The 23,864-nt window shown below is 39.3% G+C and carries 22 protein-coding genes and 2 pseudogenes; 18 read left to right on the forward strand and 6 right to left on the reverse strand.

What is annotated here, in order from left to right:
* Positions 1 to 238 precede the first annotated feature (238 nt).
* Positions 239 to 421: an asparagine synthase-related protein gene (locus EXU57_RS26015; RefSeq protein ID WP_410528420.1), complete on the forward strand. Its 183-nt coding sequence runs from the start codon at positions 239 to 241 to the stop codon at positions 419 to 421.
* A 217-nt stretch (positions 422 to 638) separates the two neighbouring features.
* Here EXU57_RS26015 and EXU57_RS24460 read toward each other — a convergent pair whose 3' ends face one another.
* Entirely contained in the window at positions 639 to 866 is a 228-nt protein-coding gene (locus EXU57_RS24460) for a hypothetical protein (RefSeq protein WP_133270903.1), read from the reverse strand.
* Between the two features lie 141 nt (positions 867 to 1,007).
* Between EXU57_RS24460 and EXU57_RS26020 the strand changes: the two genes are divergently transcribed.
* Positions 1,008 to 1,433 carry an asparagine synthase-related protein gene (locus EXU57_RS26020; protein WP_410528421.1) on the forward strand — a complete coding sequence of 142 codons (426 nt, stop codon included), beginning with the start codon at positions 1,008 to 1,010 and terminating at the stop codon, positions 1,431 to 1,433.
* 122 nt (positions 1,434 to 1,555) lie between these two features.
* Positions 1,556 to 3,691, forward strand: coding sequence for a hypothetical protein (locus tag EXU57_RS24470; protein ID WP_133270904.1), 2,136 nt, complete (start codon positions 1,556 to 1,558; stop codon positions 3,689 to 3,691).
* 56 nt (positions 3,692 to 3,747) lie between these two features.
* Here EXU57_RS24470 and EXU57_RS24475 read toward each other — a convergent pair whose 3' ends face one another.
* The 5 genes from EXU57_RS24475 to EXU57_RS24495 form a co-directional block, all read right to left on the reverse strand.
* The gene (locus EXU57_RS24475) at positions 3,748 to 5,196 is read right to left on the reverse strand and encodes an ABC transporter substrate-binding protein (protein WP_165958295.1); all 1,449 of its coding nucleotides are present in this window, start codon (positions 5,194 to 5,196) and stop codon (positions 3,748 to 3,750) included.
* Entirely contained in the window at positions 5,180 to 6,541 is a 1,362-nt protein-coding gene (locus tag EXU57_RS24480; protein ID WP_133270906.1) for a hypothetical protein, read from the reverse strand. The genes EXU57_RS24475 and EXU57_RS24480 overlap by 17 nt, the downstream gene beginning before the upstream one ends.
* A 468-nt stretch (positions 6,542 to 7,009) precedes the next feature.
* On the reverse strand, positions 7,010 to 7,243 hold the full coding sequence (locus EXU57_RS24485) for a hypothetical protein (protein ID WP_133270907.1): 234 nt from the start codon (positions 7,241 to 7,243) through the stop codon (positions 7,010 to 7,012).
* Between the two features lie 204 nt (positions 7,244 to 7,447).
* Positions 7,448 to 7,771, reverse strand: a complete 324-nt coding sequence (locus EXU57_RS24490; protein WP_133270908.1) for a hypothetical protein — start codon at positions 7,769 to 7,771, stop codon at positions 7,448 to 7,450.
* Between the two features lie 39 nt (positions 7,772 to 7,810).
* The gene (locus EXU57_RS24495) at positions 7,811 to 9,145 is read right to left on the reverse strand and encodes a radical SAM/SPASM domain-containing protein (RefSeq protein WP_133270909.1); all 1,335 of its coding nucleotides are present in this window, start codon (positions 9,143 to 9,145) and stop codon (positions 7,811 to 7,813) included.
* Positions 9,146 to 9,770: 625 nt separating this feature from the next.
* On the opposite strand from EXU57_RS24495, the pseudogene EXU57_RS24500 reads away from it, so the two are divergent.
* From EXU57_RS24500 to EXU57_RS24565, 15 genes and pseudogenes are all read left to right on the forward strand, one after another.
* A pseudogene (locus tag EXU57_RS24500) lies at positions 9,771 to 10,441 on the forward strand (IS6 family transposase).
* Between the two features lie 388 nt (positions 10,442 to 10,829).
* Complete coding sequence (locus EXU57_RS26025; RefSeq protein WP_410528422.1) at positions 10,830 to 11,138, forward strand: IS66 family transposase; 309 nt, start codon at positions 10,830 to 10,832, stop codon at positions 11,136 to 11,138.
* Between the two features lie 25 nt (positions 11,139 to 11,163).
* Entirely contained in the window at positions 11,164 to 11,697 is a 534-nt protein-coding gene (locus EXU57_RS24510; protein WP_133270910.1) for a hypothetical protein, read from the forward strand.
* Between the two features lie 6 nt (positions 11,698 to 11,703).
* Positions 11,704 to 12,339 (forward strand): TerB family tellurite resistance protein, encoded by a 636-nt coding sequence (locus EXU57_RS24515; RefSeq protein WP_133270911.1) that lies wholly within the window; start codon positions 11,704 to 11,706, stop codon positions 12,337 to 12,339.
* An 11-nt stretch (positions 12,340 to 12,350) separates the two neighbouring features.
* Complete coding sequence (gene traJ, locus EXU57_RS24520; RefSeq protein WP_133270912.1) at positions 12,351 to 13,562, forward strand: conjugative transposon protein TraJ; 1,212 nt, start codon at positions 12,351 to 12,353, stop codon at positions 13,560 to 13,562.
* A gap of 153 nt (positions 13,563 to 13,715) precedes the next feature.
* Positions 13,716 to 14,333: a conjugative transposon protein TraK gene (gene traK, locus EXU57_RS24525; RefSeq protein ID WP_133270913.1), complete on the forward strand. Its 618-nt coding sequence runs from the start codon at positions 13,716 to 13,718 to the stop codon at positions 14,331 to 14,333.
* Positions 14,334 to 14,335: 2 nt separating this feature from the next.
* Positions 14,336 to 14,725 (forward strand): hypothetical protein, encoded by a 390-nt coding sequence (locus tag EXU57_RS24530; protein WP_133270914.1) that lies wholly within the window; start codon positions 14,336 to 14,338, stop codon positions 14,723 to 14,725.
* Positions 14,726 to 14,975: 250 nt separating this feature from the next.
* Positions 14,976 to 16,232: a conjugative transposon protein TraM gene (gene traM / locus EXU57_RS24535; RefSeq protein ID WP_133270915.1), complete on the forward strand. Its 1,257-nt coding sequence runs from the start codon at positions 14,976 to 14,978 to the stop codon at positions 16,230 to 16,232.
* A gap of 17 nt (positions 16,233 to 16,249) precedes the next feature.
* Positions 16,250 to 17,089, forward strand: coding sequence for a conjugative transposon protein TraN (gene traN, locus EXU57_RS24540; protein WP_133270916.1), 840 nt, complete (start codon positions 16,250 to 16,252; stop codon positions 17,087 to 17,089).
* A gap of 28 nt (positions 17,090 to 17,117) precedes the next feature.
* Complete coding sequence (locus tag EXU57_RS24545; protein WP_133270917.1) at positions 17,118 to 17,915, forward strand: hypothetical protein; 798 nt, start codon at positions 17,118 to 17,120, stop codon at positions 17,913 to 17,915.
* A gap of 375 nt (positions 17,916 to 18,290) precedes the next feature.
* A complete protein-coding gene (locus EXU57_RS24550; RefSeq protein WP_133270918.1) occupies positions 18,291 to 18,572 on the forward strand; it encodes a helix-turn-helix domain-containing protein in 282 nt (93 codons plus the stop codon).
* A gap of 1,700 nt (positions 18,573 to 20,272) precedes the next feature.
* Positions 20,273 to 20,860: a hypothetical protein gene (locus EXU57_RS24555; RefSeq protein ID WP_133270919.1), complete on the forward strand. Its 588-nt coding sequence runs from the start codon at positions 20,273 to 20,275 to the stop codon at positions 20,858 to 20,860.
* Positions 20,861 to 21,546: 686 nt separating this feature from the next.
* Positions 21,547 to 22,032, forward strand: coding sequence for a hypothetical protein (locus EXU57_RS24560; protein WP_133270920.1), 486 nt, complete (start codon positions 21,547 to 21,549; stop codon positions 22,030 to 22,032).
* Between the two features lie 412 nt (positions 22,033 to 22,444).
* Positions 22,445 to 22,570 (forward strand): annotated as a pseudogene (locus EXU57_RS26030) (IS481 family transposase); the annotation flags it as partial.
* Positions 22,571 to 22,771: 201 nt separating this feature from the next.
* Positions 22,772 to 23,860 (forward strand): phosphotransferase family protein, encoded by a 1,089-nt coding sequence (locus EXU57_RS24565; protein ID WP_133270921.1) that lies wholly within the window; start codon positions 22,772 to 22,774, stop codon positions 23,858 to 23,860.
* Positions 23,861 to 23,864: the final 4 nt, after the last annotated feature.

Genomic DNA, 23,864 nt, shown 5'->3' on the forward strand with positions numbered 1-23,864 from the left:
GCCTAATATTTCACGCTTCTAGCCAACCGCGCGCCGCGACAGAAAATAATATTCTACTGTCAATATCCGAATTATACTAAAACTAGTACAAATTTAAAAAATAGTTTATTAAAAACAAAAGCCTAATAACAATATATTGTTGAGTATAGAGACATTTTCAATATAATATGTAAACATTGTTATATTATCTATATTATTCTTTCCTCCATGAAAAGATCAAGATTTTTAAACCTGGTCAATAGGGCGGGCAATGGTAATTGATTTGCCAGTAGCTGCTCTTATCTCCAGGGGCATCGATTCGTCTAGTATAGTTGGGATGATGCATGAATCATCCGAGTATGAAATAAAAAACCTTCACAATCGGCAGGGGCAACCAACAAAAATTCAGCCGACCCTGAATTTGGAAGTGCAGGGCGTATAGCAACTAAATATAGTACAAATCATCGGATAGTTGAAATTAAAAAAAGACAGTTTTGAAGATTTTTCTTATGCGATCAAATTCTATGACAAGCCGATCGGTATTTATGATTCAATTCAGTAACTTTATTTTGAACTGATACATTAAAGACTTTTCGAAGCTATTTTAAGTGGAACTGCTGCTGACACGATATTGGATGAACCAGTAATATTTCTTAAATTTAGAAAGCGGTATGGTTCAATACGATGACCAGCAGCAGATTTCCAAAAAAATAAGAAGTAATTACAGGAAGTTCGCAGACATTCATAATGGTCTGAATGACGAACATGCCAAGATGTTTATGCCATAAGAAATTGTAAGCTTTGTAAAGGATTACGATTCCCTGGAGCACCTTTCCAAATAGGTTACATTTGGAAACTTTAATGATTGGGTGAACCGAATTATTCATAGAGTTTTTAGTTTATTTTAGCCATATCTCCATCTAGAACGACAATATCGGTATGACGGATGGAGTGGAGGTAAGATCTCCATTTGTAGATCATCAGTACTCGAATATGCGGCAACTTTGCCGAAAACTTAAATAGTCCAAATATTAAATGGGAAACCACAGAAGTATATTCTCAAAGAAATAGCCAAGAAATATGTTCCTCCGGATATGGTTTATGCTCGAAAGATTATGTGGAGCAACTTTATAGGTCGGGTCGAATTGATGAGAACAAAGTGGGGAGAAGATGTTGATCAATTGATTGGTCTCACCGCGACGGAGTTGTTAGGCTTTATCTCGTACCATAAAGTGCATAAAATTTGGATTAGGTCCCAAAAAAACCAAACTGGTTTTCTTGACCGGTGCTATTTTCTAAGAATTATTATGTTTTTGCTTTGGTATCGGGAAACATTTACCAAAAAGACCCTAAACCTCCAGTGTTTTAAACAACTAAGTTATGCCGCAGGAAATGCCCATTTCTTTAGCACGCACATCAAGCATCACCATCCGATGACGTTTCTTGGAGGTTGATAAAACGGCAATGATTTCAGTCTTTAAAATGATTCCGAGATGACAACCTTCCGGAAGGATCTATAAAACTATGTTTCTGCTGGTCTGAATTAATCTGGTTATTCACAATAAAAGAACATCTTATGTCCAAAGTTTCAAAAACGGGTGATATTAGAACCTTTACGTGGGTTGATTCATTAGCTGAATATCGATTGTTCACACAGGATCATGCAAACAGAGGCATCCCAGTCATTAAACCCGATGATTTAGAATTGAAGAGGGAATGGGAAAAGATTTTAAATTGGTACGGCCTTAAGCTGGCAGATGAAAACACTCCGGGGTCAAACAATTTCGAGATTCCCGTAAATGATAAAGTAAAAAACCTTGTTGTAGCAATTGGAAAAGATCATTCGGACATCTGCAAATATTACTCAAAAGTATCTAGTCGAGAATATCTGGAAATTGAACATGTTGACGAACTTAGCAAATTAAATCTTGGGAAGTATAATTCGATTTTGGTTGCAGGTGACGGAAAAAACTTTTTGCCGAACGCGCTAAGTTTAATAACAAACAACATAAAACAGCCGTCCGGTATTATGAGTGCCTCGAACTTACCTGAGCTTAGCTTTTTTGTAGCGAAGCTTTTAGCGGGGGACAATATCGGCCATCTCGAAAATATTTATATAAATGCGCTCGGAAGACAGGTGTTTTCGGGTGTAAATAATATGGGAAGTAATTTCAAGTTAAGTCAGCCCGCGCTTACACTAATATCAAAGAAAAATTGGAGAAGCATCTCAATTTTAGCACACGGCGAAATTTCACATATATTACTTAACTCTTCTGTTATATGCGGTAAAGTACATCCTGATATTGCCGCAAAGAGAAAGAATGTTGAGTGTTGCAATGATTACAATGGGCGTAGAATCTGTATTCGTGTTCACAACAAGAATATTCAGGTCTTGTATATCGCTGATATAAAATCGAAGTATCTACAGCTTTTTTCTTGCACAACCCTGAATTTTTCTGAAAAACTTATGCCTGAGAACATAAGCCTTTTCAGATCTATAGTCCGAGGTTACCCTGTTGCGTCGATACTTACTAACAAGAAGATCGTCATTGATCCAGGTGTTGTCAAAATTGCACATGAACTGACTTGTGATGATATCTCACCTGGCTTTATAACTATGTTGTTAAATGATTATGAAGAATATAACAACAATGATCAACCATACGTTTTAATGGGAGATCCATCAATAAAGAAAAGCCCGGCTTTGGATAAATGGAAGATAAATACTCTGTTTAATAAGGTGAAACCTTACTACGTTTATAGGTTACCTACACGGTACAACGACAAGGTCTTAAATGTGGAATTATCGGGTAAGGTATTCGTTTTACGTGGTCGCCGCTATTTAACCATTTTATTTCAAAAGGATTCACCAGGATCGTTCAAATTTGTAGTCAAAAACCAGGAATATAATCACAACAAGATCTTCTTTTACCTCTTAATCAGAGGCTATAGGAATTTTAGAGTGATTGATGAAGGACTAAACCGGTTATTTAAACGCGATGTGAAGAGAGTTTCTGACGAAAGTAAACAGATCATGTTATTAATGGGATTACAATTGCAGGAGATAAAGGAATTTAGTGACTCCGCAAGCATGATCCTCGAAAGAATTGGCCAAAAAAAGATTTATAACGAAGCGATTTCAATGTATGAAACGTTATTGAAATCCTACATTGAAGAATGGCGCTCAAATTTTTGCCTGCTTCTTGATGACAAGTATATTTTTTCACAACTAATAGACGTTTTTTCACCTAATACAATTAAGGTTTTGACAAGCAGGGCTAAGAAATGCGGGTATTGTAGTAATAAGTTGAGCATATATAACTCCTCACTCGATCGTGAGCATTATCACCTTAAGGAAGTTTTTTGTAGCTGGTGCGGAGTAAGGGAAATGTCAACATCACCTTACAATTGGATTCAAATATCTCATGACAATAATATAATTCCTGGCTCGGTGTTCAAAGTATCCTTGAAATTTCGTGAAAAGGTCATCAACGGAAATAATAATATTTCGAGTTATTACGTCGTAATAGATTTCTACAATAAAAGTATTGAAAGGGAAGTCCATCATGAGCGTTTGAAACTCACGAATGATGGCGCGGTAATTACGATACAGCTCGCTGGCAATCTGAGCGGTGATCTTCATGTTCTTCGTATTGTTTGTGTGAGTGAGTCAGAAATAAGATTTTATCGGGCAAGGGTTTCAGTACGTTAGCGACTAAGGTATTAGATATAACAGAAAAAAATTTAAGGTTTTTTATCGACCTGACATCATCTTGTGAGCTGCTTCCACTTCGCTGACTCTAATCTTAAAAAGTTATCCGGATATGGCTCAATGCCACTGATTTTGTTGTGGTAGACCAAAAGAGAAACACCATGCCTGAGAAAAATCGCAGGTACATACGTGTTTAATAATTGGACAGCTTGCCGATATAACTCTTTTCGTTTTAAAAAATCCATAGACCTGCGAGCCTTTTCAAGAATTCTATCAAATTCTTTATTGCTAAAATTGGAAAAGTTATGGCAACCTGAGCTATGAAAGAAATCATACAAAAGAAAATCCGGGTCTTCCATACCGGCTGTTCCGATAAGTGCGGCTTCGAAATTTCCTGATCTAAGACGGTCAATTAGATTGCCTATAGGCAATCTAATCATGTTACATTGCAGACCTCCCTGAACAAACTGGTCACCCAATTCTTTTATAAAGCTTCGGTTATAACACGACTGCGCCAAGATATCAATATTTACATTTTTGTTTGTGCACCTGTCAACATCAGTCGATATATTGTTGTTTCGTTGATGTACCGGTGCAGAATAAAATGTGCTTGCCGGAGAGATAGGACCGTCACTTGCTAAGCCCACTCCTCCCATTGTGTCGTTGATTAGTTTTTGTTTATCTATCGAACTTAGCAAAAGCTGCCGGATAGAAAGGTCCTTCAAGATTTTCGAAAAAGTATTTATAAAAAGCATATTTACGGACAATGAGCCACAAAAGCTTCTTAAGAACTGAGGGTTAATTGATGGATCGGATATATATTCATAGGGACATTCATATATAATATCTACTTTTCCCAGCTTAAGTGCATCCCACATTTCATCTCCGTTTCGGAATTCTTTAAATTCTAAAAACGCCGCCAGCTCTTTTTCTTCAGGTTTACTTACTGTTCTGGTTCTTTCAAGTAAATAGTTGCCGTTCTCGCCAATAACATAAAGCTTAAAAGGGCCCGAGCCTACAATCTTATTTTCACTACCAGGGGCGATTGAAGAATACGGGGCCATTATTAAGGCCTTCGGACTGGCAAACCAGTGGAGCAAAGAAGCAAAGGGACTACTAAGGTCCACTCTGATCGAATACTCACTTACTTTGTATATTCCTTTAACATGTTTGAACAGGCCGGTTAACCAAATGATATGCTCTTTAAGATTCCAGATTATCGATTCAGCATTAATAGCAACATTGTTATGAAAGAAGCTGTTCTTTCGGATATCAAACACCCATGTTTTTCCCCTTTCGGTAACTTTCCAAGAGGTTATAACCCGCGGCTTAATTATGGAGGCAGAAGAATAGTCCAGTAAGGGTTCGTAAATATGCCTGGCAATCTGGATTTCGGAAAGCGTGGAAAATTTTCCGGGATATATGCTTAATAGCCCACTTTCAACAGCTACACAGATGGAGGGAGAATTAGTTTTCAAAGATTGCAATTCATTTATCTGCTTCAAAAATCTTCTGTGTATATGATCCGTAATCGCCCCTGGTAATTTTTCTTTTTTCGATACCCGAATTATATGCTACACCTTTATAGTAATAATTGATGCTGTTCTCACCGAGGCTGATACGGCTAACATGAGGATCATATACGGATAATCCACGGCAGAGAAATTGGCCAATATCCCAGATATGTCTTTTCATTACCCTTAACTTTTCCGTTTTATGTGCCTGGATTACGGATTTTGGCAATGATTTAAGGGTATCCGAAATTTGCGAAAGTACAAATCCTGAAAGCGAAATAACCTTTGTAAATTCTTCGCAGATTGATACCGCTGACGTATTCGCTAAAATTTCCTGAAAGATTTCAAGCCTAAATCCAACCGCAGCTAGATAGGAAAGTGATACGTTCTGTTCTGATATACTTTGCTTACGTAATAGTAATAGCCTAAGATAACATTCTATTGTAATCGTATATACAGTGTGCAAGGCAGTTTCAAAATCCCGAATTTCATTTTTGAACGGGCTAACTAAATTAAGATCTGTAGGCAATGCAATATTTTTTGCCTCGCAGAATAAACATAGTTTAATATGGCAATGCTCATGATAGAGCTCAGCGGCTGTTGAAGCAAAATCACCTTTATCGATTCGGTTACGTGATAACCCTGCAATCACGATGCCGGGATAATCTTTACGTGTGCCGAAGGAGTTTTTGTTGAATTCATATAAACCTACATAAATAGAATGGATATTTTTTTTGAAGATTTCATATGCTTTAGGAGACAATTCATATATCAGTTTCAGCGCTTGTTGAATATGATCTTTGATTCCATCCAAAAGTTTTTCATCAGCTTTCGTAAAAAGACCAGGTGAGGATATCTCAGGCAAACAATCTGAGACCCTGCCGCCCATTCTTGGACTTTCTAATAGAAATTGCACGGGGATAATGTTGATTGTGTCATCTATATTAACATTAAAATGATTTCTATGACCTGTCAAATAAGCAGGATATTCAAGGCTTAGGTCTTTAAGAAAAGCTTCAGAATCAGAAAAAAACTTCATGCATTCTACTTCTGCTCCAAGCGAGACCCAATCCAACCCCCTCTTTAACCCATTTATCCATGACATAAAAACAGAGCTGAAATAAGGATCCGCGCCGAAAGATAATGGGGCGGATAAATCTTCTAGGGCATTTGCCAGCAGGTTACAAAATTGAGCTATCCCGGGATCTGTTTGAGATGCAGCATATAATATGTTTGAATAAGAGGCTGAGTAAATAGCTTTATAATCTTTTCTAACCTCGTCATAAACCTTATGATCAGACAATATAGGGTCAAAAGAAAGAATGTCAGCATTCATTATTAAGGATATTTTACCTTCCGATTGATACTATGCCATCAATATTAGAAATTGCTACCATAAATATCGAAAAGGCTTTTAGGTTTTTATAAGGTCTGTTTGCTAGCGTATAACCAGCGTGATCAAACTAACATCTTTTAGAGCAAAAATTGAAGTACACCTATGAATATTATAAAGAAACTGCTTTATACCTAACGATAGTTCAGAACAAAGATTGATGGAACAGCACTAACCATAAAAGAAGAAGGAGTGATGATACCTCTGCCCTTAAATATTTTTTATCTATAAAACTCTACACACTCAGATGATCAATCAGCTTAAATTATTAAGTTTCTCTGACGGTGATAATTTGTTACAATGAATATCCTCGTTGCAGACTCTCATCAATCCCCTTTCTGTATTAACTCTGTTATTTTCTGCGTATCTGGTGTGTCGGGTTTTATGTTATTTTATATTCTACCATCACATTCAAGTTAGTATGGGACCACCCCCAACGCCGCATTGACAATTGTTATCAAAAAAGGCAAATCCACTACTTCCTGTAAAGCAATCTTCGAGATATTTAAATGGTATCGTCTTAAGTGTTTTAGAAAAGAAAACTTCTTCATCACTTAACGTGATTCGAAATTGTTTAGCCATTGCTGCGGGGTCAGCATGAAACTTATCGCGCAGGGCTGGGTCATCTTCTATTTGGTCAAACATTTGCTCATGTTATTTGTTTCGATCTGCCACATATTCGGAATGAGCAGCTATTGCACCCACTAGTGTGTCTGCAATCTTTGAAATTTCTTTTGCCATATTAAGTCGATTTATTTATGGTTTGTTGACAGCGAAAGTATATTTCTTTCAAGCGTGTGGTTGGTATTCACCAGGTGATTAATAATTTACCCGCGGCCGACCGCCGTGTCACCAGCTTTGCGTTCCGCCACCACCTCCACCACACCCGCAGTTGTTGTCAAATAAAGCTACGGGGTTACCCTTTAATCTATCTCTGAGGCTTGCTACAGGAATACTTTTTAGAGTTTTAGCCGCAAAAATTTCTTCATCATTGAATACCAGGTTGAATTTAGATGCAAATGCAGCCGGGTCTGAATTAAACGTTTTGAGTTGATCCGGATTTGCTTCCAATTGTTTGAACATTAGATCAATTTTCTTGTTTCTATCAGCTATGTACTCTGAGTGAGCAGTGATTTCTTTTTTCTGATCGGATTTTGAAATTTCTTTTGCCATGTGTATTTTTTTTGATTTAGTTAAAAGGTTTTTTTAATACTATAATTGATTAGCCCATTTCTGTAGCACCGCTGGATGTTTAATTTCAGGACAGGACTTAACTCCATCGGTAAAACGTTTTAATGGGCATGCAACACCGCCGCACGGGATGCGGTAATGACAGGTAGAACAGGAATTATCCGTTAACACGTTGGATCCTGTCCATAACTCATTTTTTTGAGCGTCTATTACCAATGTTCCGTCTTTATCTACATATCCTAACTTGTTTTTTTCGTTATCAAACACAACGGTGCATTTATAGATATTCAGGTTTGATCCAATGACATACCAATTTGGTTTCCCCGCGTAACAAGCACTACTTAAAAGAGACGGTATAGAGGAATATGCAACATTACTGACACCAAGGTCATTTAAGGATTTATATAAGATGTAAGTGTCAAGAGTTTTGTAAAATTCAGATCCACAACCTGGAGCTTCATTCGATTCGAGCATAGTTTCCCGGTCAGACTTCCAAATTTGATGAATATCAACGATAAATCTTTTGTCCTGTTTTATAAAATCAACCTCACTCCCACTAAATAATGCTATCGCCTTCTTCCCTTCAGTGGGACTAATATTGCACCTGATTACACAATTAAATTGATAGTCGGTGGAAGCCATAGCCCTAAGATTCGCTATTATAGTTTTAAACGTCGGCTTTTTGCTGATTGTCAAACGTTGCTTATCATGTACTTCTTCAGTACCGTCAATACTGATTTGGTACGATGTAACACCCACTTCGACTAATTTACGAAATAGGTCAAGGGTTAGAAAGTAGCCGTTGGTCGAAATTCCGGCAAAATAAGGAAGGTTTCTGTTTTTAAGAATCCCAAATGCCAGAGAAGAAAACTTTAAAATTAGATCTGGCCAAAGTAAAGGCTCGCCCCCAAAAAAACCTAGTGAGAAATTTGGGGCGGTAGTGGCAATGGTCTTTATGCTTTCACATAAGGCTAAAGCGTTTTCATCAGACATTTTCCCCCTTTCGAAAGACTCGTAACAGTAGGTACAGCGAAAATTACATTTTTCGGTTGGCATGATAATGAGCCCGTACGAGTTATGCAAAGCAGTCTTCAATCTTTTCAGAGTTAACTCATTGTAATTAGCGTAATCTAATTCCGGTATCACAAATAAGTTATTTACTAGATAATCCCTCAGCTCTACATTTACATCCTGGTTTATTGTAAATGGGATAGTGAGACCGCTGAAGTTAGAAACAATTTTCCCATCTTCATTCGATATCTTTTTTACAGAAGAAAATGCATAATTTAACAACACACTGCCGCCGTTCTTATTTTTTATGCATTTGGCGTCCGGATTCCATCTCCATTTTTCCATTAGTTTATATTAAATAAGGGTTACTATTAGTTTTCAAGTTCAAAATAAAACTCACAACTTATAAAATGCTTTATTGATATTCCGTTAGCGGTAAGATTATTAGTTTTTAAACCATAAGTTGTTGAGTCTATTTTATGCAACCTGTTTTAGTAAAAAGGATATTTTCAAACGAGCTTAATTCTTTAGCCCCCGTATACGGGATTTATGTTTAGACTTTGATCATAAGACTAAAGCATGCATTTAAAATGTTAGAACAGGGTAAGGAAATGCAGTTCGGACGCAATTATAATTCTGTCGACGATTTCCACTTCGGTCTTATCGCCGAATAATTGCCATTTCATAAGGTAGAAGAGAATTACCCAAATCTTCCGAAGGCTATAGTCGCTGAAAACCATTCAGCGGCATGTATTTCCAGTACTTCATAACATGTATAATTATATCTAAAAATTTAACTTAAGATACAATTATAGCTCATTCAGAATGATGTTAGTTAAGATTATAAAAATGCAAATGAATATCCACATTTGCAAGCATTTTCAAAAAAAAAATATTGGTGTCACCATAGTAGGTTATAATCCGAAATGGCTCCGTCGCATTCACATATGTTTGTTATCTTGTAAACTAAATCTCTAAGATTTTCAAAGGTCATAGTTTTCCTAAGGAAGTTATTCTGCAAGCTGTATATTTCAAGTTAAGATTTAGCTTAAGTTACAGAGATGTATAGGAATTACTGTCGACAAGGGAAGTGGTAGTTGATCATGCTACGATACAAAGATGGGTGTTTAAGATTTCTCCCGTGGTTGGAGTTGGATTAAGGAAAAGAAGAAAGCCGGAGGTAATAGCTGTAGGATGGATGAGACTTATATTAAAGTAACAAAAGAGTGGATGTACTTGTACCGGGCTGTAGATAAGATGGGCAAAACAGTAGATTTTTTATTAACAAGGAGGAGAAATAAACTTGCAGTGCATTAATTTCTCGTAAAGGCAATCAATAAGAACGGTAGTCCGAAAGTCATTAATATGGATAAGAGCGGTGCTAACAGGGAAGCGATCAGAACTTTCAATAAGAGGCCCTTCAAGAGAATTAGAATTAGGCAACGTAAGTATCTAAATAATAGGGTAGAAGGAGATCATAGGTTTATTAAATGGCTGACGCAGGGTATGCTTGGATTTAAAAGCTTCAAATCAGCATCACGAACGCTTGCAGGCATTGAAATGGTCAGAATGATCAAAAAGGACCAAGTCACATTTACTATGGCAACTTCCTACAAAATCTTCTGTTCTCTGGCAGCCTAAACAAGCCTCTTAACCGGTAATTTCCTACTCCATTTTACCGGATGCGACAGAGCCGTTGTTCAATATTTCGCTTCGTGTGAACTAAGTATAGAATAACATTAATTACTTGGGAGGCCTTTACTACCCTAAATTAGTATTTGGACAATGATGATTAGTAATATATTCAAATGGTTAAGCCAGTAGCGTTTTGATGATTATTTCTAAGTTTTTTGAGAATTTCATCAGTATAAGGTTTGCTGAGGTTTAGTGCCAAAACGAATTGATTATTTACATTTTTTGTTCTTATTAAGTAGCCACCCAGTGTTGATCGAAACTGCAGGCTTGAAAAGGAAGGAAATCGATTGGCATGTTAACAATATGGGAGTATGCTGTGTAGGAACCCCTGCCCATCAACACAGGGTTCTTCAAGGGCAACAGAGTATGCTGCCTTGCACACGCAAGACGCAAGTTCACTGAAGCCCTGGCTTCTGATAAAGAACTCGCCGAATATGCACTGACAAAGTTCAATGCTCTTTATGAAATTGAACGACGATGTAAACAGGAAAAGCTTTCATATGAACAGATCGCCCAAAGGCGACAGAGGGAGGCTGTTCCCATATTGGAAGAACTTCATCAATGGATGCGGGATCAATATATGACCCTATTACCTTCATCACCCATCAGACTGGCAATTGCCTATAGCCGAAGAATGGTTTAGCCAAAGTAAAACGCAAAAGAAGTACTTGCTTAAACAGATAGCCGGATTTCGCTTGTACCTGGGCTACTTAAAGCAAGGGTATCGGTCAGCTAACCAGGCAATCGCCGCCATCAATAGCATAAAGAAAGGCGATTCGGAATTGCATAAGAAATACTTCGTGTCATTTACCTCCATTAACCCGAATATCAGTGCCAGTAGCACGCTGACTTCCGCTATAGGATTACAACAGGAAATCATTAAAGTCTGTCAATCAATTAAACCACGGTTGAAATCCGACCTTTTTACACGACCGCAAGTTGCTTACATCAATAAGTTTTTATCAAGGCTGCTGTTAGACTGTGCTGATGATATTGAACTTGTGGTTGAGCTTAACCGTGGTAAGGGTTACAAGCTCGACGATGCTGAGCGACTCAGAAGATTACAGACTTGTTTTGAGGGGATGTACGACAAGTATGTGTTTGCCGTCTCCTTCAACAACGAGGTAAATAGAGTTGTACGATTCAAATTTCATAGCCAAAAGGACATCCAAAATATGCAGGCGCTTTATGACTTAAAATAATGCAAGATGAGAAAGAAACTACTATTATGCGGCTGCTTTTTGTTGAGCGGGCTTGCTCCTAATCTCCTTTCGGCCCAGTCTGAAGAAGCGCAACAACTGATCTTGAATGTAGAAAAGCTAACACAGCTGAAAGCAATTCTAAAAAATCTTTACCATGGCTACGAAATCGTTAGCAAGGGTTACAATACAATTCGAGAGCTAACCAGGGGGAACTTCGACTTACATAGGAGTTTCCTTGATGGTTTGTTGGAGATTAGCCCTGAGGTGAGAAAATACAAGCGGGTTGGCGACATTATCAGCTGCCAAACGCTTATTGTGAGAGAACAAAAGCGTGCATACTCCCACTTCAAGGCGGAAGCAAATCTAACTATTTCTGAAATTGGCTATGTAAGAAAGGTCTCTCAAGACCTTTTAGCACGAAGCTTAAAGGACACAGAAGACTTACTTGTAATAGTAACGGCAGGTAAGCTTAGGATGTCAGATGATGAGCGCCTGGCCGCGATAGACAAGATCTATCAAAGTATCTCCCAAAAGCTGTCGTTTCTGAAAGCCTTCAATAATAGGGCAGCGGTTCTTGCCCTACAACGTGCTAAAGAGTCGAACGACGTCAGGACCACAAAAGAAGTACTTGGAATAAAATAAATAGAATTTTTATGGAGATGCGTTTCAGAGCTATCAGAATGATGGCTGTAGGGTTGCTTTTGCCTGAATTATCATGTGCTCAGGGCATAGCTAGTGAGTTAAATGGTTTGCAGGTCGTCCTCGACCAGTTGTACTCCGAGATGCTACCATTATGTTCTCAGTTGATGGGGGTAGGTCGGGGAATAGCGGGATTTGCCGCAACCTGGTATATTGCTGCAAGAGTGTGGCGTCACCTGGCTAATGCAGAACCGATTGACTTCTATCCGCTCTTTAGGCCTTTTGTTATTGGCTTTATTGTCATGATTTTCCCCTCGTTTCTTGACCTGATCAATGGCGTGATGAAGCCTACGGTAACTGCGACATCCGCAATGGTTGAGAATTCTAACCAGGCGATAGCGCTTTTACTCAACAAAAAACAAGAGGCAATAAAATCTTCTGCTGTTTGGCAAATGTACGTTGGTGAATCAGGTGATGGTGACCGCGATAAGTGGTACAGGTACGCACATCCAGATGAAAATAATGGTTCTGGCGAGGGAGTCTTAGAAGCGGTTGGAAACGATGTAAAGTTTGCAATGGCTAAAGCATCCTACAACTTCAGGAACTCCATCAAGGAATGGATGAGCGAAGTTCTCCGGGTGATATTTGAAGCAGCAGCTTTGTGCATAAATACCATCCGGACTTTTTACCTGATCGTGCTTGCCATTCTGGGGCCTTTGGTTTTTGGTCTATCGGTTTTTGATGGTTTTCAGCATACCCTAACCGTATGGATCGCACGTTACCTGAACATATTCCTTTGGCTACCGGTGGCTAATATCTTTGGCGGCATCATCGGCAAAATACAAGAGAAGATGTTGGCTATGGATATCCACCAGGTACAAGAGGCCGGCGACACCTTCTTTAGTTCCACGGACACCGCTTATTTGATTTTTCTGATAATTGGTATAATTGGATACTTCACGGTTCCTTCTGTTGCAAACTACATTGTACATGCTGGAGGTGGAAATGCACTTTTGTTTAAAGTTAGCAATGCTTTCAGCCGGTCGTCAGGCGCAGGAGTCAATATGATAACAGGCACATCCGGGATGGTAGCAGACAGTCTCGGATCAGCTGCAGGATCTATTCGCAACAGTATTACCCAGCAATCATCTAGCTCGGGCTATTTCAAGGCGGGCAAAAACGAGCAGGGCTCAAACTACATGCGCGACAAGTTATCGGGCAAGTGATGATCGCTGATCAGCATTATTTATTTGCAGCGAAACCAACCATGTGGAAGCCAGCCCTTTTCTGAATGTTGGGTGGCGCTGCGATGCTGTGTCTTTTCGTCTCCGGGTTCTCTTTTACTATCCTTCATCAGATCGACAACAACTTTCTCAATTATGTTCAGGCGAGCAAAAAACATTGATAGTGCTTTTCGAAGCATACGCTTATTCACCGTTCTGGTGGTGTTAAGCTGCATAGTCATATGTTGTGTAGTAATCACAAAGAGCTTTCAGCTCGCTGCACTTTCACAATCCAGAATATATATCCTGGCAAATGGAAAAGCTCTTGAAGCATTTGCTTCCGAACGAAAGGACAACATACCGGTAGAAGCTAAAGATCACATCAAAACCTTTCACCACCTCTTTTTTACGTTGGATCCTGATGAAAAAGTAATTAAATCCAATCTGTCAAAAGCGCTCTACCTGGCTGATGGGTCAGCAAAAGTCCAATATGAGAGCCTCAAGGAAAACGGGTACTTCTCGGAAGTAATTGCAAGCAACATCAGCCAGCAGATTACGATTGACAGCATTCAATTTGATTTTGATAGTTATCCTTTTTATTTCAGGTGTTTTGGATTGCAGAAAATCATCCGTCCTTCTACCGTTGTTTCAAGGAGCCTGATCACTGAAGGCTATTTACGCAACGTATCTCGTTCCGAAAACAACTCGCATGCATTTCTAATCGAAAGATGGAGAACAACTGAAAATCGAGATATAGATGTTTCAAATAGATAATCATGAATAAAGCTAAAACGTGGACCGTTGGAACATTATCATCAATCATTTTGCATTGGATTACAAGCATTGTCAACAATGCTCGGCGTATGTCCGCAACAAGCCTTGTCACACGGTTCGAGAATCTTTCGTTGAAAAGAAAGTTCATTTTCCTTGCAGCTTTTGTTTTTACATCTGCAGCGTTGAGTTCCCATTTAGTTGTGGCTAGTCTGACTCACAAGTCTCCGTCGATTCTTCAGGAGTTAACAAATTCATCAGTGTTGCCACTTCTTTCAGGTAACCAAAAAGACCCGGGAAGTAATGAAGTACAGAAACGCAATATACCCGACAGCAGTAAATCTATGTCGGGGAATACAGGTAATAATGGTGATGGCATACGACCAAATAGATGAGCAACCGTGGATGGCAGGTATACATTTCTATTTGGCTGTAATTACGGGAGTTAAAGCAGCGAGCTGCCCCAGCTGTGTTAACATCATTATGGGCCGACTTCGCAGCCGGACCAAGGAGAATAAACTGCCTTAGCTCGGTAGGGTCAGTACGTTGCCCAGTAAATAGTTCTGTTCGGTCCGCTCACGTATTACAGCTTAACCAGGCATTTTTCAGTGACAGTATGGAGGATATTCTAAAATGTGACATAACATGGAAAATAAAACACGTTCGTTAAAGTTTTTACGTAAGCGTAAGTTTTTGATGGTGCTTCCGCTTCTGGCTCTCCCCTTTATTACACTTCTGTTTTGGTCATTGGGCGGCGGCAAAGGGCAACCCGAGAAAGATCGCCGTGACCAGGATAGAGGATTAAATACAAAGCTTCCCAAGGCGAAGCTTAACGATGAGTCTTTCCTGGATAAGCTTAGCTTTTATGAAAAGGCAAATATTGATTCTGCACATGCAAAGGAGCTGAGAAAGTATGACCCTTATTATCGGAATGGACTTGAATTCGGCTCAGGCCAGGAAGTGACTCCTGATGGTTCGCAACTGAGTGGATTAAGTCCTGACCGGGACCCTAATGAAGAGAAAGTATACCAGAAGGTAGCTGAGCTCAATCAGCAACTAGCTATGCCTCAAAAATCTAGATTCCGGCAGAATGAGGACAGGATGTTCGGTGCTCAGCAAGATCCTGCCGGCATTGAAATGGATAGATTGGAAACTCTGCTTAATTCTATTAATACTGATACTGCCCGGGATCCGCAAATGGATCAGATTAATTCAACTCTTGACAAGATTATCAAAGTTCAAAATCCCCGATCAACGCTGCAAGATAGATTATCGAAACAAGCTGGCCAACCTCGGGCCATACCAGCAAAGCTTTCACGAACAAACGTTCCGATTTCTTTATTACAAAGTGTCGCGGTAGGGATCAACAACAAACCCGGCGTCCCTCGGCAGAATGACTTTCTCTCGATGCAAGTACTTTCAGCAGATACAACTAATCAATTCGGAATTGCTTGTGTTGTTTATACAACCCAGTCTGTCGTAAACGGCTCGGTAATCAGGCTCCGGATATTAGAAGATCTCGAGGTTGATGGGCAACGCATCCAGGCTGGCCAATCAGTATATGGCAACGTTCAACTTGAGAACGAACGCTTGAGGGTTTCGATCAGAACCATAAGGAAAGGAAATAACATATACCCGGTAAAGCTTAAGGTATATGATGTGGATGGATTGGAGGGCATCTCCATCCCAGGTGCGATCACACGTGACGTTGCTAAGGAGTCTTCTACTAACACTATCCAGAACCTCGAACTCTTCACAATGGACCAGTCCCTTTCTTCTCAGGCGGGTAAAGCCGGACTGTCGGCTATTAAAACACTTCTTGCCAGAAAAGCTAAACTCATTAAAGTAACAGTGAAAGATGGCTACCAATTGGTTCTGCAGGACGATACCAATCTATTTTAACCAACCACTTAGTTTTTATGAAACATCTCATTTTTATTACTTGCCTTTTAGCGCAAGCGAAGATTGCATACTGCCAGCCTGCAAAGTTAGTTGGCTCCAAAGGTTTGGAACTGTGTGTGGCAGCTACCAAAACCACAAGCCTGATTTTCCCTTCTTTTATTCGGCATATCGATCGTGGTTCTTCCAATGTGCTTGTCCAGCAAGTAGCAGGTAGCGAGAGCATCCTTTTAGTCAAAGCTAACGCTCCATACGTGGGCGAAACCAGCCTTTCTGTTGTATGCGCCAACAACAAAGTGTATTCTTTTTCCGTGGGTTATGATAGTTCGCCAGCCGCGTTGGTGTACAATATTCAGGAGAAGGTTGAAATAACAGACTCAGCATCAAGGTCAGGGGTGGCTCCCGGTTTTGTTAATTCATTGCAACTATCATTTTATCTGAATGGTTTATTGTTTAGTCCCCGAAATATTAAATCAACTCATGACAGGGGCTGGGGGCTCAAAGTGGAGCTTAAAGGGATCTACGTAGTGGATAACGTTATCTTCTTAAAGGTTGCGTGTCACAACACATCTTCGATCAATTACAAGATCGCCGAACTCCGTTTTTCGATCAAAGATGCCGTAAGAACTAAACGAACTGCAATGCAGGAAATCGAGGTCACTCCCATAGGTATTTCGGCCAAGCCGGAAACAATTCAGGCTGGAGCAAACCAAGCTTTCGTGGCAGCTTTTGAAACATTTACAATCCCGAACCGAAGGTACCTGTCAATTCAACTCAGGGAAACAAAAGGCGGTCGAAATCTTCAGCTACGAATTCCAAATAGAAAGTTGATTAGAGCTGAACAACTAAAACATGACTAGCGAATTTAAACATCAAAAAACATACATTATGAACCAGCAAAATCTTGATTACCTCAAAGACAACATCAAGTATTTGGGGTTTGGTGAAGGGCTTTATCAAGCTCTGGAAGCCAATGTTCGCGAAGGCAAGCCGGCTTTCACCTTGCAATTCAACAATGAATTCAATGGAACGAGTATGGATGCTACCTTGAATTTCAGAAAGTCAGACAGCACAGAGGTGTACTTTCTCAATAGCTACCAGGCATCTCTGCAGCACACTGAAGGGCAACAAGTGAAGCAGACGTTTTACTTAAATAAAGGAAGAGGGGTGACATGTAAGGAAGCATTCAATCTACTAGAGGGTAGGGCAGTGAATAAGGATTTGACAAACAAAGAGGGGCAGGTTTACAATGCATGGTTACAGCTGGACTTCAAAGTTGTTGAGCCTAAGGGCAACTACCAAGTTAACCAGTACCACCACAATTATGGATATGATCTGCAAAAAGAATTACAGAAGCACCCGCTTAAAGAACTGAAAACAGAAGCAGAGAAGGGGCGCCTGATCGAGTCCCTGGAGAAGGGAAACCGGCAGTCTGTGACTTTCGTTAAGGATGGCGCAGAACAGAAGATGTTTATGGAAGCCAATCCGCGGTTCAAAACTTTAAACCTCTATGACTCCAAGATGCAGCGGGTGCATAGTCAAACACAAAAGGAGACCAGTAGTAAAAGTCAACAACAGCAAAAGCAGGAGAAGAATGAAAAAGTTGAACCAGTCGATGAAGATGCAAGTTCCCGCGGTAAGTTGTCTAAAAAAAGAAGAGCACAATCTCAATCGCTCAACCCGTGAGTGCTCGCCAGCCCGAGACTTCATTTCAGATTTCCTAAAGGCGATTGCTGATGACCCTTACATGTCCACCAAGCATATCGGCGTTTATGCGGCAATCATTGAGAAGTACAAGCTTGGAGCGCATGTTAATCCGATCCAGGTCTTTAGTGAAGAAATAATGAAGATGTGCAAGATTGGGAGTGGCAGCACTTTTCGAAGAGTGCTTCACGACTTAGACGAATTCGGGTTCATATCGTATGAACCATCATTTAATTCAAGAAAGCCCAGCAAGATATTTGTGCTCGGCCGCAACTAGGTCGGCTTAGGTGAAAACACAATTAGTGTTGATGCTTTCTTTATTGGAAATAATAGGCTTTCAAATGTAAATCAAGTGTTATGAGTGTTGAAATAGTGACAAAGGAGGATTTACAGGTTTTTCGTATACAACTGATAAGCGAGTTACGAGATCTACTCACAAAAAAACAAGAACCAACAAAAGAATGGTTGCGAAGCAGTGATGTACGAAAGTTACTAAAGATTTCGCCAGGCACTCTCCAGAATTTAAGAGTATCGGGTAGAATACAATCTAGAAAGATAGGAGGAATCTATTTTTACAGTTATGCAGAGCTCCTGCAGCTTCTTCCATCGAATATCAGTTCAAGCTCTGAGGTATGTTAAATATTGATGAGGAACGAATGCTTTTTATCTCGCTACTTGAAGACAGCAGGATTACAGTTTGGCACTTCAGCTTAATGGCTGCAATAGTTCATAGTAAGGTTGATCGCAATCAGAACGGTGTTATTATTTCCCGAAAGCAGTTAATGAGGTTTGCTCGTATAAAGAGCATTGCTACTTATCACAAGTATATCGGAGAGCTACAACGGTTTGGCTACATTGGCTATTATCCAACGTTTGACAGGTATAGAAAAACTTCAATAAAGATAAAATACCCATCTACTATCCTTCTGCAATTGTAGTGATCTGAATGGTTGTAAAAGATTGACATTGTTGGCTGCGCGTGGTCTTCGCTTGCTTGAAATCATCGCAGTACTGTCTTTGTAGCCGGCTGTCATTAATGAGGGTTTAATAGATTAGCCTTTTACTTGAAAGCTTTAGTGTTCCATCCGATTGTATATTGTAAATACTCTACACCCATGAATAGAGCAAATTGTATTTTACCAATAAAATCCGTATTTTGTCCATTATAGTCCGGTATCTAAGTATACTACCCTTTGTTTTTCACTAATATAAGGAAATCGGACATTAAGCTATATTAAAGTATACTTCACTGCTAGTGTAATGCCATGTAACAACTACAACTGTGACTGACATAAGCTCTGCTCTGAATAAAGGTTACTTAACCATCATTTTTTAAAAAAATAAAACCATTTCCTGGTTTATCAGCTCTATAATGAGGGCATAATGGTATCATTGGAATCTAACCATTCAAACAATAAGTAAAAGTTCTGGCGGATTGCCGAACCCTACAATTTTCAAAAGCGAATGCCAGCAAGCTGATTTTCAATAGCAATTTTGTTTTGGACATTCGGCTTATTCCTCTATTACAACCGTTATGGGCCACCATTTTCGGCATTCATCAGGTGCTAGAGTTTGAATGGCAAAGCCCTAAATGGTCTGCTGTGCTAATACATTGATTTCAATCATCTCAGTTAGGTGCCTTCGAACGACGAATAATCCGTAGCAGTTCCAGGAATGCAAAATAAAAAGTGTGACAGTTGACTCGCTCCGATACATTGGTTCTTCAATCGGCTTTAGTTGAGCGGCTTCGACAGACGAATAAATCTGTACGCGTTCCTAAGGTTGCAAAATGAAAAGTGTGACACTTGACCTACTCCGATAAATTGGTTTTTCAATCGGCTTTTGTTGGGCGGCATCAGCCAACGGATAAATCTGTACGCGTTTCCACGGTTCCAAATCAAAATTGGGCACTCGGCCCAATTCGATACGTTGGTTTTTCCATCGGCTTCGGTTGGGCGGTTTCAGCAGAAGAATAAAACTGTACTCGTTTTAACAGCTTTTAAAATAAATAAAGTGCGACAGTTTCCCACTCCGATACTTTGATTTTTCAATCAGCTTCAGCTGGGCGGCTTCAATAAAAAAATAAATTAGGTGCTCCTCCAAGTTGGCGAAATACTTATAGTGCTAAATGGCGGCCCAGAACAGCCGGTTTACTGCAAGGCTGGGGGGACGAATTATTTTCTTCATTAGGAATTCTATTGATCTGTAGTTCCAGCTGAAGGATATTATTCAGCTTTTGCATTTATCTTCAACTGCAGATTTTCAATCGACTTTTCTTAAAGGCGGACATTTCATAACTGCCAGCCCTGCAGTAAGCCGAACACGTTAGCAGTACGAAAATGTCACCAAAACAGATAAAGGAAAAAATCGACCACATTTTTACTCTACTGAAGAATGAACCTTGTTTGGCTACACTAAATGCAATTCTTACCAGTGAAGGTATAGATCTCGATTTCATTGAATTCAGAAAGAAATATCCTATCTTAAATTTTCAAATCAGCCCAGAAGAAGTCCAACAATTAACTGAGAATGGAATATTGACTTCCGAATACACACTGAATCTAGCCAGGTTTTCCAAACTCAACACTCTATCCAGACTATTAAATGCGACTCTCTTGAAAAATGGACATATAGATCGACTTCAACATATTGCAAAAGGTATTTCCGCAAAAGAGCCTCTAAAAGCCAGTTCTCCGTTTGTATTTCATCAGTTCGGACGCAGTCTCGCCGATGATTCTGAACCTATTGTAGATCGACATGTTCTGAGAGCGTTTCAGCTGTCACAGTTAAGCTCCAAACATGAAAAAAACATTAGCAATATTCGCTCTAAAAAAAACTATAATTCAGACAAGGATGGCCTATTGATAGCTTCTAGAGATTGGTTTAGGGAGAATCCACGAGCGAGCAAATCCAAAAGATCTGGTTGAGTATAAATATAAATTAGACAAACTCCTTTATTATTTAGGTAAAAAGGTGCAGTCTTCGTGATACTTCTAACATCCGGTTTACCGCAAGGCTGGCGGGACCAATAAATTTTCTTCACTAGAAATTCATTGAGCTTTAGTTCCAGCTGGAGGATATAATTCGGCTTTTGTATTTATCTTCAACTGTATATTTTCAATCAGCTTTTGTTACAGTTGGACGTATAATAAATGCCAGCCCTGCAGTAAGCCGATTAGGTATTGTAATACCCTAAATTTTTTTCGATTTCTACTTGGATTATACCCAAAATGAAAATATCTTCACTTGGCATATGAAATTTTAGTAGTGCCTAAAAGGTGTTGAAGTTGTAGTTTTGTGACAGGGTATACGGAACGATAATCTCCCCACGTTGTAGGAAAGCAGAGCAGGTTAAGCGGCATGGTTGGACGAAAAAAGGTGCACGACGCTATCGTTGTTACGATAAACCCTGGAACGAAAGCATCATACATTTCGAAATTGAATCAAGCGGCTTGCCCGTAAAATCTTCTTTTTCTCAAAATTGATTGTCATTCATTACACTATGAATGGGCTCATTGATCAATATTTGTTTCTTCGGATTAAATCAACACCTCTGGGACAATACCGAAATTTCAAAGGTGAGTTTTCTTAACAAATTAAAAAATTAACTGTCATGCTACCAAAAAATATTAATACTAAATGGGTAAATGATGAGTTAGTGCAAGATCCTTCTCAAATCCTGCCTACAAAAAGGTTATTTGGCCTAGTTGGTAAAGGAAAGAAACCTGATACTGTACACCTTTATATGAACGAAAGTCTAGACCTGTATTTCATTATTAATGAAAAAGATATACTTACCGGTAGAAACGCTACAGGGAAGTTAGGTCGGAAAGCGCAAAGTAAACCTACTATTGAGGGGACAGAATTGTATGTAAAGCCCGGTGCGGAATTGGAGTTCAAGATTTCAGATAGAGCGAAACAGGGGGCTGCTAAATTTTTACAAGGAGATCTTCTTTCTAATGTTGTTCAACAAAGAAGTGATGGAGTAATAATATATAAGCCTGTTTCTTTAGGTTTTAGTATTAGTTTTAGTTTGCCCACTTGGGTTATTTGTGGTGTATCTCCTATTGCATCTGTTATAATTGTTGCCAAGTGGTAGCAAACCATTGCTATTTTGTCGTTTTTGGTACTAAATGTCTGCTTGTTTTCGGGCACTCCTCCTTTTTGGTACTATTAAGAAATGTATGCTGAAGGATTCAGGCGACATTTCGGTGATGGATATACTGTTTGATGAACAGATAATGCATTTGAATATCTAAACCAGAATTTCTACTTTAAACTGGATACAGTAAACGAGGGGCAGGCCTGTGCAAGACCCAATTGTTCCAATATCTACGCGAACATTTGGGCCTTGCACAGGCCTATTAACCCATCGAACACAACCCCGGAGAGAAGTTGTGTGTGGACTTAGCAGACCAACCTTGAGAAAATGGGTAAAGCGTTATGCGGCGGGAAGTATCGATGCATTGGCCACCGAAGCACTCTCCATTAGCAAAGTCTTAGATCGGGAAGAACAATTGATATTGGCCATGCGACGCAGTAACTCCGTTTGGGCGCCAGACGCATTCAAACGGAGTTACTGCGTCTACATGCTATCAAATTCTCGCTGGCTACTATTCACAAGGTTCTACTTCGGAAAGATGTCCGTTTTTTGAAGATTAAGCGTGAGTACAGTAAACGCTATAGCTGTAAAATATCTGGAGAAAGGGTGCAGATGGATGTGTGAAAAATCGAACTCAATATTTATCTTGCTTTATAGGGAAGGTAAAAGGAAAACTAAATATAGTCCCAAAACTATCCAAGGACATATTTATTTACAAACATTCTAAACATTCTAAATGCTAAATCAAAATGCTTTGATTTCTCATTTAATGTCTCTCGGTTTACTCGATGCTGACCAACTTGTAAATGGCTGTGTTGATTTAAGTGAATCTTCACATAGACATTGTTCTTACAAAATCGAACCCGAGTATGGCCCATCATACTTTGTTAAGATTGGCACTGATCAAAATAAGTCTAAGGCCCTGGAAAATGAAGCATTAGTGTATAGGTTAATCCACACTAAAGCGCTAAATCCTTTATCAAATCGAATTCCTAAGCTATACCATTACGATACCCGGAACTCCATCCTTATATTGGAACTTTTAAAGAACAGGCGGCCATTACTAGAAGGGAAGAAATCGAATATTGATCCAATATTGCTTGGAGTAGAATTAGGTGAAGCTCTCTCAGTTTTGCATCAATTAAAAGTCCCTGAAAATAAAAGGACCGCTCTCAAATCAAGCAATGCTCCATGGGTTCTATCAATTCATGAACCTACTACAAACATATATTGGAGCATGACTGGTGCTATAAAGCAAATGGTTCGAATGATACAGAGTATTCCTGATTTCAGCCGAATCTTTACTAACCTCAGAAATTTATGGAAGACGTCCGCATTAATACATTTTGATATCCGTTCAAATAATATCTTGGTGCCTACAAATCATATAAATTCCAATGATGGTAATATTTTAATGTTAATAGACTGGGAACTAGCCCGGTTAGGTGATCCAAGCTGGGATGTCGGCTCAATTTTTCATGATGGACTTACCAATTGGTTAGAGTCTCTCCAATTCGCAGAAGAACTTTTAGAGGATAATAGACTTCTAGATCTTACCGACTTTCCAATTGAAAATGTTCACCTCCTTGCGCGGGCATTTTGGGATACATATATTAGGCACTTTGGCATTAAAGGAGCCGATACCGAAAAACTACTCCATCTATCCATGATGTACACCTCAGCTCGACTAATTCAAACTGTCTTTGAAAAAATGCGTCGATCTAACGAACTATCGATCCATGCGACTGCTTTAATCCAGGTTAGTTTGAATATAATTCAAAAGCCAAAAGATGCGGCTACCTATCTATTTGGAATTCACACTTAACTAC

It is taken from the genome of Segetibacter sp. 3557_3 (assembly GCF_004354985.1).
In the GTDB taxonomy this organism is placed as follows: Bacteria; Bacteroidota; Bacteroidia; order Chitinophagales; family Chitinophagaceae; genus Segetibacter.